The 12956-nt window shown below is 62.2% G+C and carries 9 protein-coding genes; 7 read left to right on the forward strand and 2 right to left on the reverse strand.

The window, feature by feature from the left end:
• Positions 1-64 precede the first annotated feature (64 nt).
• Positions 65-133: a hypothetical protein gene (locus ACTZQ5_RS05655; protein ID WP_443584507.1), complete on the forward strand. Its 69-nt coding sequence runs from the start codon at positions 65-67 to the stop codon at positions 131-133.
• Between the two features lie 381 nt (positions 134-514).
• Here ACTZQ5_RS05655 and ACTZQ5_RS05660 read toward each other — a convergent pair whose 3' ends face one another.
• Together ACTZQ5_RS05660 and ACTZQ5_RS05665 are read right to left on the reverse strand one after the other, a co-directional pair.
• The gene (locus ACTZQ5_RS05660) at positions 515-1249 is read right to left on the reverse strand and encodes a FadR/GntR family transcriptional regulator (RefSeq protein WP_443584192.1); all 735 of its coding nucleotides are present in this window, start codon (positions 1247-1249) and stop codon (positions 515-517) included.
• 93 nt (positions 1250-1342) lie between these two features.
• Positions 1343-3049, reverse strand: coding sequence for a GH35 family beta-galactosidase (locus ACTZQ5_RS05665; protein ID WP_443584193.1), 1707 nt, complete (start codon positions 3047-3049; stop codon positions 1343-1345).
• Between the two features lie 325 nt (positions 3050-3374).
• Here ACTZQ5_RS05665 and ACTZQ5_RS05670 point away from each other — a divergent pair, with 325 nt between their 5' ends.
• The 6 genes from ACTZQ5_RS05670 to ACTZQ5_RS05695 all read left to right on the forward strand — a co-directional run bounded on the left by ACTZQ5_RS05670 (position 3375) and on the right by ACTZQ5_RS05695 (position 12954).
• Positions 3375-6446, forward strand: a complete 3072-nt coding sequence (locus ACTZQ5_RS05670; protein WP_443584194.1) for a TonB-dependent receptor domain-containing protein — start codon at positions 3375-3377, stop codon at positions 6444-6446.
• Positions 6447-6563: 117 nt separating this feature from the next.
• On the forward strand, positions 6564-7775 hold the full coding sequence (manD, locus tag ACTZQ5_RS05675) for a D-mannonate dehydratase ManD (protein WP_443584195.1): 1212 nt from the start codon (positions 6564-6566) through the stop codon (positions 7773-7775).
• A gap of 1 nt (position 7776) precedes the next feature.
• Complete coding sequence (locus ACTZQ5_RS05680; protein WP_443584196.1) at positions 7777-9063, forward strand: MFS transporter; 1287 nt, start codon at positions 7777-7779, stop codon at positions 9061-9063.
• On the forward strand, positions 9060-10472 hold the full coding sequence (gene uxaC / locus ACTZQ5_RS05685) for a glucuronate isomerase (protein WP_443584197.1): 1413 nt from the start codon (positions 9060-9062) through the stop codon (positions 10470-10472). The genes ACTZQ5_RS05680 and uxaC overlap by 4 nt, the downstream gene beginning before the upstream one ends.
• 14 nt (positions 10473-10486) lie before the next feature.
• Positions 10487-11947 carry a mannitol dehydrogenase family protein gene (locus ACTZQ5_RS05690; protein ID WP_443584508.1) on the forward strand — a complete coding sequence of 487 codons (1461 nt, stop codon included), beginning with the start codon at positions 10487-10489 and terminating at the stop codon, positions 11945-11947.
• A complete protein-coding gene (locus ACTZQ5_RS05695; RefSeq protein ID WP_443584198.1) occupies positions 11947-12954 on the forward strand; it encodes a sugar kinase in 1008 nt (335 codons plus the stop codon). The genes ACTZQ5_RS05690 and ACTZQ5_RS05695 overlap by 1 nt, the downstream gene beginning before the upstream one ends.
• Positions 12955-12956: the final 2 nt, after the last annotated feature.

Raw genomic sequence — 12956 nt, forward strand, 5'->3', positions numbered from 1 at the left:
ATCGCCGCGAGCCGCACCCGACGCTTTCCTGTTCCGCTCCTGGCGGCAGCTTGCGGCTTGGCTCGTGCTCATACCGCGTCCTCACAGTTCGAGCGACAAGAAGCGGGCGGCAGGACGGTGTAAGGGCAGCTGAGCGGGGATGACAAACCGGTTAAACCGAGGATCGAAAGAGCCCGGGGTGGCCGCGCTTCGAGCGCGATAACCCGATAGGATCAACTTCGAAAACTTCATCGGGCCAGCAGCCATGCGGTGCTGCGCGACCAGGCTGAACACATGGATGCACCCGACCGGTGCTAGCGCCCGCACCGAAGCTCTCGCGCAGCATCGGTCGTCCACACATGGATCAACGAACGCGTCGTTGCACAACTACTACGGTGGAGGGGTCGACCACCCCATCACTTCAGCTCGAGAAGGATGGACATGCCCGATGACCAAGAAGATCGGCCTGACGTAAATACGAGCACCTCTAGTGAATTGAACTGGTAAGTCTTATATCCCGCTTCCTACTTTGTCCCTAATCGGCTTCGACGAGACGACCGCGACGAAGCTGCGCACGGCTTTTCGCGGCTTCGATCTCATCGCTTTCCGTTATTTCCAGCAGATGATTGAGAACGCGGTCCAAATGCGAACGCATGGCACTTCGAGCCTTAACCGGATCCCCAGTCCTCAACGATGCAAGTATACGTGCATGCTCATTTATTCGCGCATCGTAGCCTGGGCCCCGAGCGCGATGGAGTATCATCTGCGCAAGCGGCGCACGTTCACGAAGATCCCAAAGAAACTCACTTGCCGCGACGAGTGCTCCATTCCCACTAGCTTCCGCCACGACCATGTGGAAGGAGCGATCCGCAGCTTCAGCCTTCTGAACATCGGCATGCTCCATATCGACAAGCAGGCCCTCAAGATGTTTTATCTGCTCAGCGGTGATGTACTTGGCCGCCAAGGCGGCGATCTCACCCTCCACCACCCTTCGAGCTTCGATCAATTCGAATGCGCCTATGTCCAAGTCTGCAGTCGATACATCATCGTCCGGAAGTCGAATGACATAGACCCCTGATCCGCGACGCATCTCGATGATGCCAAGCATTTCGAGCGCGACCATAGCTTCTCGGACGGTAGTGCGAGCCACGCCGAAACGGTCGGCAACTTCTCGCTCCGTCGGGAGCTTGTCCCCCACGCCGTACTGCCCCGACCGTATCTCCTCGAGTATGCCGTCGATCACGATCCGGTAGAGCTTCTCGTTCTTCAATGCCTTCACTCCTGAGAAAGCCAGCCGGCCGAGCCTGTTGCCGAAGCGCGGCTCAGACCTGCAGCATCCATACGACCGGCCGCCTTCGAAGGGCTACCGAAAGCTATGTAGACGTACCCGTAGCATCACCGGTCGCACGAAGTTCAAGCCGAAATCGGTTTGGTCGCCGTTCCAACGCCGTGACATTGTCCAGACCCCCTTTACGTACGACCCTTCCTCGACGCTGAGGTACTCCGTCGCCGGATTGTCAGCCTGCTTGAACCTGATGCGCACGTCGGTGCCGGCGACCAGGAACTCGTCGGGTCCGAGTTGCGCCACCACGGCGCCTCCGACGGGCTGATTCAGGTTCGGGTGCGGCACCATGCGAGGGTCGGTCCGTTCCTTCGATTCCCACAATCCGTATTCCGCCGTCACCGTCCAGGTGCCCATCACCTTGGACTGGTCGGCTGCATCATCACCCTTCGCAAAACCCCAGGTGGCGTGCTTCTGAGCGATACTGGCCCAGTCGCGCGCCATTGGCGCGAACAATCCATACGGTTCGGCAAACTTCGCAAATGTCGCTTCATCAACGATCTGTGCCCCGAGAGGATAGTTCGAAAAGCCGGTGCCATCCATGCCGAACGGGGAAAATCCGATCGCGCCACGGCCCAGCGCGAGCCAGAAGAAGCGTGCGAACTCTGCGGCGTTGCCGATCTCAGGCACCATCAACGCATTGTCAGGCCGAGCATAGCGATCGAGGATCGCTGCTACAGCCTGCTGTCGCCGGATGTAGATATCAGGCGCTACGAAATCGATACTCGGTGCGGCCGCCTTCCAGACATCGATCACATTCCAGTTTGGCCCCCCCACGGCCCCGCCGCCCGCTTTGCTAGGGTCAAAGGGATCGGTCAGAGCGGCATTGCAATACATTGGCAGGTTCAGCACCGCCTTTCCCGCCGATGCAACTTCGTTGATGTAGCTTGCGATGTACCACGCATTGAAGAACTGGTCCGCCGACGTTCCAAAGACCTCCTTCCAGGTGCCCGGCGACCGTTTGAGTGAGGATATAAGCGCAGCTGGAACTTGCCCATCGAACAATAGCTGCGCAGCTGGCGAGAAATCACGGGAGGTGCCCAAACTACCCACCTCATTCTCAGGCTGGATCATCAGAACCGTGTGGTCCCCGTCAACCTCTCGTAGATGCTCCATCAGCTTCACGAACGCCCGTTTGTCGGCAGTGAGCGTTTGTCGACCGTGCGGCGAGAAGCTCTGTTCCGCTGACCCATCGCTCTTCCTCATACGCGGAAAGCGCTGGACATCCGTCTTTACCCATTCGGGCGCATAAGTCGGAGCGGCATTCTTCCATGTACCGAACCAGAGCAGCACTACCCTCAGCTTTCTTGCGCGAGCTTGAGTGATCAGAGCATCCACGAACGAGTAGTCGAATTGACCCTCCCGTGGTTCTAGTTGCTCCCATGCGACGGGTACTTCGACGGTGTTAGCATTCATGTCGGCGATCGTCGGCCAAACCTTCGGCAGGACGGAAACATAGTTGCTGCTGTTCTGGATCTGAGCGCCAAGCATGAGGAACGGCTCTCCGTCGACGATGAGGCTGTGCCTCCCGTTCTCCGCCCTCAACCGCGGGACTGGCAGGTTAGAGGGCCGTGTCTGCGCGCAGGCCATGCCTCCTGCCAATGAACTCAGCATGGAGATGGTGGCGAAAAGGCGCCAAGCGTAACTTTGAGCACGAGCAGTCATGTTTCCTCCCAAATCTGCCCCCAATGCGATCTGATCGAGAATGCGGATGTGCCCGCTCGCCACGTCCAGACAGGTGCAGGGTTGTGGCGATGTAGCCAAAGCACCATGGCCAGACAAACTGGATTTTTTGGACAGGTCGAAAAAAGGCTTTGTGAACAGTGCACATTGCGTTATCGGGGTCTGGACACTCGAAGAAATCGGGGTTTGACAGGGAGTGGATGCGATGAAATTGGCGTGTGGACACTGCCCTCCCCCCCCTCAATGCTGAATTAGACGGGCCAATTCGGCGTTTCGGCCTGCTCGGAAAATTCTTTTGAACCTGCCAAGGACGGAAAAGCTGACGGGCTAGACGCTTTGCGGCGACTTAGAGACACAAAGGGGAGTGATGATGAAGGATCGTTTGCTGCGCTATATGGCGGGTGCTGGCTTGATGGCACTCATGGGGGGCGCCATGCCTGCTGCGGCTCAGGTGGCGCCGCCGCCAAGCAAACCCGCCGCCACTGATGAGGCTTCGACGGACGCGGCTGATATCGTGGTCACGGGAAGCCGTCTGCGATCACGCGGTAACGAGACGTCGTCGCCCGTTACCGTCACCGATTCGGAAAAGTTCGAACTTTCTGGATCTCAGACCGTCGAAGAACTTCTCGTTCAGACGCCGCAGTTCGTCGGCAATTCGTTCAACGCATCAGGCAACGGTGCGAACCAGGGCGTTGCGGCACTCAATCTGCGCGGCCTTGGCGAGCGTCGCAGTCTTACCCTTGTCAATGGTCGTCGGTTCACGGTTACCGGCATTAACAGCCTAACCGACTTGAACACCATCCCAAATGCACTTGTGAAACGTGTGGAGGTAGTCACCGGAGGATCTTCGGCGGTCTACGGCTCCGACGCACTTGCAGGTGTAGTCAACTTCATCCTGCGCGATGATTTCAGCGGCGCTGAGGTGAACTTCGATAATCGGTTGGATGAGCGGACCAAAACGCCCACGCGCTCGATCGATCTTACGCTTGGTGGGAACTTCGCCGATAAGCGTGGTAATGCCGTGATCTCTCTAGATTACTACAAGCGTGATAGCATCGTTCGAGGACAGGTTCCTTTCGCCGCCACTGGCTACACAGATGGCTGTGTTACCTCGCCTTCATTCGATTCGACCGGAGGCTTCGGAACGCCCTTGCCGGTGACTTCCGGACAAACCTGCACCCAGGCGGGCGGTCGCTCCGGCCTAGTTGCGGCAAACTCGGCTGTGATCCCAGGCGGGCGGTTCACCGGGGTGCCGCTCTTCGGTTCCTCGGCGTCAACGCCGGGTTTGAACGCCGCGCTAGCAGCTGCTGGTCTGCAGAACCTGACGTCATTCGGCTTCACCTTCGATCCGAACAGTAACGCTGCTCGCGCCGCGCTCGACCCAGCAGACCGGTACAATAACTCGCCATTGAACGAATTCCAGACTCCGCTCGAACGACGGATGATCAACGCGTTCGCCCACTTCAAGGTTTCTGAGGCGGTCGATCTGTATGCCGAAGGCCACTATTCCAACTATACGACCGACGTTCAGATCGCGCCGCTCGCCCTTTCCGGCAACATCCTCGTCAACGTCAACAATCCGTACGTGTCCGCCGCGGACCGTGAGGTACTGAGGCAGCTAGATCTCGCGGAACGAGGCACAACAACCGTCGGCGCCGGCAATCGGAACTACACGACCACAGCTGGAGACGGACTGGCGGTGTTGGGAAACAATCGCCGAATTTCAGAAGGTGGCGGCGCACGTGCCACGTCCGAACGCAATACGTACCGGATACTAACGGGCGTGCGGGGAGACATTTCGCCGAACTTCAAATACGATCTGTACTATTCCTATGCCCGAACCTCGTTGCGAGAAAGCCAGACCAACAACATCTCGCGCAGCGCGTTCCAAGCGGCTATCCTGTCGCAGAACGGCGCAGCGCCAGCACTTAATCCGTTCGGTCCGAATTTGGATCCTGTGGCTCTGGCTAGGGTTCAGACCGAATCGAGTAACTACACCACCACGACCCAAGAGGTCGTGGCTGGAAACGTCACTGGCTCCCTCTTCAGCCTGCCTGCCGGTCCCGTGGATGCCAACATCGGGTTTGAGTGGCGCAAGAACGCGATCGATCTCAGACCCGATGCCTTCGGACGAACCGGAGATGTCGCATCCGCGCTCGGCTTTCCTGTCGCCGTTGCGGGGAGCACGACCGTCAAGGAAGGCTACGGGGAGATACGCATCCCCATCTTGGCGGACATCTCGTTCATTCGTCTATTGGAATTGAACGGCGCAGCCCGCTATTCCGATTACAGCACCGCTGGGGTCGGCGGAGTCTGGACCTACTCGATCGGCGGCCAGTACCAGCCGGTACGCGACCTTACCTTCCGCGCCCAATTGCAACGCGCCATACGTGCGCCGGGAGTCGACGAGCTATTCGCACCGCAGAACCCGGGCACGCCGGTAGCGAACGACCCATGTTCCAGCCGAGCCCCCAGCACGCAGCAGACTGCGGACGTTAGGGCGCTGTGCATCGCGACGGGTGTTCCCGCAGCCAACGTCTTCACGTCCATCGTGCAGCCGAACGCACAGGTTGGCACTCTAACGGGCGGCAACCCGAACCTGGGACCTGAAAAGGCGCGAACCTTGACGCTCGGCGCAAGTTTCACGCCTAGCTTCCTGCCAAATTTCTCGATCAGCCTCGATGCGTACCGGATCAAATTGGACGGAGCGATCGCCAACCTTGGCGGCACAATCCAGAACACGTTCGATCTCTGCTATACGATCCTGAAGGACACCAGCAGTCAGGCGTGCCAGGCCATCCGCCGCGATCCGTCGTCCGGCGAAATCACGTCGAACATCAATACCGATCCGTACTACGTCCAGCAGTTCTACGCGAACACCGGTGGGATCAAGACTTCCGGACTGGACATCAGCACGAGCTACCGTTTCGATGTGCCTTGGCTGTCCGCTAACGGCCGCCTGACGCTCATCAGCGATATAGGGTATGTCGATGAATACACCTTGACGCCCGTTCAGGAGCTGCCGGCGGTTCGGAACGAATGCGTTGGTGGCTACGGAGCAACCTGCGGACTGCCCATCCCGCGATGGAAGGCATTGTCGCGGATCGTGTACAATGACGATCTCTTCACGTTCTCGGTAAGCCACCGGTACACCGGTCCGATCATCCGGGACAATTACCTACTGCCGCTCCGTAAGGGCCTGACTCCGCCAGCGACGACCGACGTAACAGCGCAGCGGGTGAAGGCTTTCAACTACTTCGACCTGTCGATGATCGTGAACCTGCCGGAGCAGTTCAAAATTTCCGCAGGCGTGACGAACGTCTTCAACAGGCAGCCGCCACTGCTTGGATCCGGCGCTCTAACGTGGGGGCTGAACACTGCTCCTGGTGTCTATGACATCTATGGGCGATCGTTTTTCATCGGACTAAACAAGCGGTTTTAAGCCCTACCCTTCCAGATCGCACGTTTGAAAAATCCTCCCCTCCCCTCTGGGCGCCTGTTCAATAGGCAGGCGCCCGTTTTTTCGGGAGATGTTCACCGGAAAGACCTAGGAGCCACCATGCCGAAAATTGTTGCGGCTCGCGTCATCATCACCTCTCCGGGCCGAAACTTCGTCACGCTGAAGATCGTCTGCGACGACGGCACGACGGGGGTCGGTGACGCAACGCTCAACGGACGCGAGCTTGCGGTCGCAAGCTACCTCAGCGACCATGTCGTACCATGCCTGATAGGTCGCGACGCCCACCGGATCGAGGATATTTGGCAGTATCTGTACAAGGGCGCCTATTGGCGTCGTGGGCCGGTGACGATGACCGCGATCGCGGCGGTCGACATGGCGCTGTGGGACATCAAGGGAAAAATAGCCGGTTTGCCGGTCTACCAGCTGCTTGGCGGCGCAGCGCGCGAAAGCGTGATGGTGTACGGCCATGCCAACGGCACGTCGATCGACGACACGATCGCCGCGGCGCTGGACTATAAGGAGCAGGGCTACAAGGCGATCCGCATCCAGTGCGGAGTTCCCGGCATGGCATCAACCTACGGGGTGTCGAAGGACCGCTACTTCTACGAGCCCGCCGATGCCGATCTCCCGACGGAAAACGTCTGGTCGACCAGCAAATATCTGCGTGTCGTGCCTGACCTGTTCAAGGCCGCCCGGGAGGCCTTGGGGTGGGACGTGCACTTGTTGCATGATGTCCATCATCGCCTGACGCCGATAGAGGCGGGGCGGCTGGGCAAGGACTTGGAGCCGTATCGCCCGTTCTGGCTGGAGGACGCCACTCCTGCCGAAGACCAGGAAGGGTTCGCCCTGATCCGGCAGCATACGACGACACCACTGGCCGTGGGCGAGATCTTCAACTCGATCTGGGACGCCAAGCATCTGATCGAGAACCGTCTGATCGACTACATTCGCGCCACCGTGGTCCATGCAGGTGGAATCACCCATCTGCGCCGCATCGCGGCGCTGGCCGATCTCCATCAGGTGCGCACAGGTTGTCACGGTGCCACCGATCTCTCGCCAGTGTGCATGGCTGCCGCACTGCATTTCGATCTGTCTGTGCCGAACTTCGGCGTGCAGGAGTATATGCGTCATACGCCTGAAACCGATGCGGTATTTCCGCATGCGTACACTTTCGAGAACGGCACCATGCATCCCGGCGACGCGCCTGGTTTGGGTGTCGACATCGACGAGGAGTTGGCACGAGGTCACGAATACAAGCGGGCGTTCTTGCCCGTGAACCGCCTCGAGGACGGCACCCTGTGGAGCTGGTGAGATGACGGCCTCTCCCGCCGGAGCATCTGGGAAGCCGCGCGGTCGGGTGCGCTGGATCGTCTGTGCCCTACTGTTCGCCGCGGTGGCGCTCAGCTACGTCGATCGGCTCGTCCTGCCGACCCTCAAGCCCGAGTTGCAAGCGCGGTACAAGTGGAGCGAGCAGGGCTATGCCGATCTCGCGATCGCATTTCAGGCCGCGTACGGGATTGCCTATGTTCTGTTCGGTCGCTTTGTCGATCGGTCGGGCGCGAAGATCGGCTACGCCGTAGCGGTCGCGATATGGACCGTCGGGCATATCGCCCATGCGCTGTTCACCAGTGCGGGCGGTATGATCTTGGCAAGGCTGCCCCTTGCCGTTGGCGAGGCGGGGGCTTTTCCGGCCGCACTCGCCGCGGCGAACGAATGGTTTCCGCAGCGAGAGCGCGCTCTGGCGATCGGTATCTTCAACGCCGGGTCTAACGTTGGCGCGATCCTGACCCCGCTCCTGGTGCCTGCGATCGCGGTAGCGTTCGGATGGCGCATGGCGTTTATCGCGACCGGCGCCCTTACCGTTCTCTGGCTTGCGGCGTGGCTCGCCTTCTACCGGAGTCCCCGCCAGCATCGCAGCGTCACGGCCGGAGAGCTGGCCTGGATCGAGAGTGACCCGGTGCCCCCTGCACGCGCCGTCGCGTGGAGAACGCTGCTCGGGCTTCGCCAGACTTGGGCCTACATGCTGGGACGGTTCATGATCGACCCGATCTGGTGGACCTTTCTGTTCTGGCTGCCGGACTTCTTCAACCGGCAGTACGGCGTCAAGATGCTCGACTTCGGGCCGCCGCTGGTAGCGGTATACGTACTGGCGGACATCGGCTCGATCGCTGGTGGCTGGTCCTCGTCTCGGTTGCTCGCGCGAGGAGCGAGCCCGAACCGCGCCCGCAAGACGGCGATGGCCGGGTGCGCGGTTTTCGCGCTGCCGATCATATTCGCTGCGCAAGCACCAGGACTGTGGTGGGCGGTGCTCGCGATCGGCCTCGCATGCGCTTGCCATCAGGGCTTCTCCGCCAACGTCTATGCGATCCCAGGCGACCTTTTTCCGCGCGGAATGGGTGGATCGGTGATCGGACTAGGCGGGCTTGCCGGAGCGCTTGGCGGCATGTTGATGGCCAAGTTCGCTGGCACGATCCTGGCCGGCGTCGGGGGCTATGGGCCGATCTTCGCAGTGGCGGGCTTCGCGTATTTTGCCGCACTGTTGGTCGTTCATCTGCTGGTTCCGCGCTACACCCCGGTTGATCCGGAGCGCCTTGCATGACCCGATCGTTGACCCTCCACCCCGATCGCCTGTTTCCCGCCGATCCGGCAACCCGTGCGATCGCGCGCGATCTGCATGCCGGGGTGAAGGACTTGCCAATCGTCAGCCCGCACGGCCATACCGATCCCGCCTGGTTCGCGCGTGACGACGCGTTCAGCGACCCCGCCAGCCTGCTGATCGTCCCCGATCATTATGTCTTCCGCATGCTGATGAGCCAAGGCGTGGCGCTCGACCGGCTCGGCGTGCCCACCGTCGACGGCAGCGACACCGCGCGCGACCCCCGTGCCATCTGGCGGCTGTTTGCAGACCATTATCATCTTTTTCGCGGCACGCCGTCGCGGCTGTGGCTCGACTGGGTCTTCGCCGAAGCCTTCGGCCTCGACGTGCGGCTGGAAGCGGCGACCGCCGATCATTACTACGACCGGATCGATGCTGCGCTTAAGACCGAAGCGTTTCGGCCGCGGGCGCTGTTCGAGCGTTTTGGGATCGAGCTGATCGCCACCACCGAGAGTCCGCTGGACCCGCTTGATCATCATGCCGCGATCCGCGCCAGCGGCTGGAGCGGCCGGGTAGTCACCGCCTATCGCCCCGATCCCGTCGTCGATCCCGAGACGCCGGGCTTCGCCGTCAACGTCCGTCAGTTCGGCGCGACGGCCGGCGAGAATGTCTCCGACTTTGCCGGCTATCTTGCCGCGCATCGCTTCCATCGCGCGCGGTTCCGCGCAGCGGGAGCGACCTCGACCGATCACGGCCACCCCTCCGCCGCAACTGCGGACCTGTCGGCCGAGGATGCCGCCGCGCTATACCTACGTGTGCTCGACGGGTCGAGCATCACAGATGCGGAACGGTTCCGCGCGCAGATGCTAACCGAGATGGCGGGGATGTCGGTGGAGGACGGCATGGTGATGCAGCTCCACCCCGGCGTCTATCGCAGCCACAATGCCGATGTGCTGGCCCGGTTCGGCCGCGACAAGGGTGGCGACATCCCGCTGCCCGGCGAGTTCGTCCATGCACTCAAGCCGCTGCTCGACCGGTATGGCAATGATCCGCGACTGACGCTGATCCTCTTCACGCTCGACGAGGACGTCTATAGTCGCGAACTAGCCCCGCTCGCCGGTAATTACCCCTGCCTGCGGCTGGGGCCGCCCTGGTGGTTCCACGATAGTCCCGAAGGCATGCGGCGGTTCCGCGAGGCCGCCACCGAGACAGGTGGCTTTTACAACACTGTCGGGTTTAACGACGACACGCGGGCCTTTCTGTCGATCCCGGCGCGGCACGACGTCGCGCGGCGGATGGATTGCAGCTTCCTAGCCCGGCTTGTGGCGGAACATCGACTGGAACGCGATGAGGCCGAGGAGGTCGCCCGCGCGCTTGCCTATGATCTGGTCAAGAAGGCGTACCGGCTGTGAGGCTGTCGACCGCGATGCTGGCGACGCTGCCGGTCGGAATCGTCCGCCCAGACTACGATCGGACCAAGGTGCGGCGCGGTGTCGTGCATCTCGGCATCGGCGCCTTTCACCGTGCGCATCAGGCAGCAGTGTTCGAGGCGGCGCTGGCGAGCGGCGACTTGCGTTGGGGGGTGACCGGCGTGTCGCTGCGTTCCACCAAAGTGCGAGACCAGCTTACGGCGCAGGACGGGCTGTACACGATGCTGGTCCGTGACGGCGCGCAGGTCGCGGCGCAGGTGATCGGCGCGGTACGCGAGGTGCTGGTGGCGCCTGAGAATCCGGCCGCGGTGGTCGCCGCGCTGGCCGATCCCGACGTCCATCTCGTCACCCTGACCGTGACGGAGAAGGGCTATAAGCTCGACCGTGCGACCGGGCGGCTGCAGGGCGACGATGCGGAGGTGGCCGCCGATCTGACCGATCTAGCCGCGCCGCTGACCGCACCTGGATTTCTCGTCGCCGGACTACGCGCGCGGCGAGCGGCGGGGCGACCGCCGTTGACGATCCTGTCCTGCGACAATCTACCGCACAATGGGTCGTTGCTTCGCGCCGCTGTCCTTGCGATGGCGGCGGCGCATGATCCGGCGCTGCACGACTGGATCGCGGAGTCCTGCGCCTTTCCGGCGACAATGGTGGACCGGATCGTGCCCGCTACAACACCGGCGGACGTTGCGGCATGGCAGTTGCAGACCAGCCTTGAGGATCAGGCACTCGTCAAGACCGAGCCCTTTCTACAATGGGTGGTCGAGGATCGCTTCTGCGGCCCCAGACCGGATCTCACCGCACTCGGCGTGCAACTGACCGACACGGTAGCCCCTTGGGAAGAGGCGAAGCTGCGCCTTCTCAACGGCGCGCACTCGGCGATCTCCTATCTCGGCGGCCTGGCCGGCTTCGAGGTCGTTCATGAGTTCGTCGCGCTTGAGACAGGTCGCGCCGTCGTCGAGGCGCTTTGGGCCGAAAGCGCGGCGACGCTCACGCCTCCTGCCGGACTCGACCTCGTCGACTATCGCCGCGCGCTGATGGCGCGCTTCGCCAATGCCGCATTGAGGCATCGTACCCGCCAGATCGCGCAGGACGGATCGCAGAAGCTGCCGCAGCGGCTGGTAGCCCCGATCCTCGCACGGCGTACGGCGGGGCAGGAGTTCGACGCGTTGGCGCTGGCGGTCGCGGGCTGGATGCGCTGGCAGGATGGCCGGGACGATGCCGGCGGATCGTTCGCGATCGAGGACCCGCTCGCCGACCGGCTGACGTGCGCGTTGGCCGGGAGCACCACGGCCGGCGAAAAGGTTGCGGCGCTGCTCGCCATCGACGCGATTTTCCCCGCGGATTTCGCCGGCGACCCCGTGGTCGGCGAACGGCTGAGGTATTGGCTGGACCGGCTGGACCGGGAAGGCGCGATGAAGGCGATGCGCCAGCTGACCGCGAGGGTGAGCGACTGATGGGTACGCTGCTGGCTTTCGGCGAGGTCATGTTGCGCCTGTCACCACCGGGGCGCGAATTGCTGATGCAGACACCGCGCCTCGATGTCTGGGTTGCCGGGGCGGAAGCCAATCTCGTGACCGCGCTCGCTCGTTTGGGGCATGACGTCGCGATCGCAACGATGGTTCCTGACAATGATCTAGGTCGATCGGCGATCACCGCGCTGCGCGGCAACGCAGTCGATACAAGCCGCATCCGGCTCGGCGGAGACCGGATGGGCCTGTATTTCGTGACATCCGGCTCAGGCTTGCGCGCCACCGAAGTGCTCTATGACCGTGCCGGGTCGAGTTTCGCCAATGCGGATCCGCGCGACTGGGACTGGGACCAGCTACTGACCGGGGTCGACAGGCTGCATCTGTCGGGCATCACGCCCGCGCTGGGTCCGCGCTCCGCCGAAGCGGCGATCCTCGCGGCCGAAGCGGCGTGCCGGCACGCGGTCCCGATCTCGTTCGACGGCAACTGGCGGGGCAAGCTTTGGCAACGCTGGCACGCCGATCCGCGCGCGATCCTGACCAAGTTGGTAGTGCACGCCGATCTGATGTTCGGCAATCACCGCGATATCGGCTTGTTACTCAACCGGGATTTCGCGGGAGGGGGCGAGGATCGCCGTCGCGCTGCAGCGGAGGCGGCGTTCGCGGCCTTTCCACGACTCCGGACGATTGCGTCGACCGCGCGCCATGCCGAGCATGTCGATCAACATCGTCTGTCCGCACGGATCGATACGCGCGACGCGCACATCCAGACCGCGGAGGTAACTCTGACGGGGATCATCGACCGAATTGGCGGCGGCGACGCCTTTGCCGCCGGCGTGCTGCACGGCCTGCGCCGCAGCGGCGACCCGGCCGATGCAGCGCGCTGCGGACTGGCGCTCGCCGCGCTGAAACATTCGTTGCCGGGGGACGCATCGCTTTTCCGCCAGGCGGACCTCGACGCCTATCTGGCAGGCGGGCTCGACGTCCGGCGCTAAGT

Source organism: Sphingomonas cellulosilytica (assembly GCF_052321755.1).
GTDB lineage: Bacteria > Pseudomonadota > Alphaproteobacteria > Sphingomonadales > Sphingomonadaceae > Sphingomonas.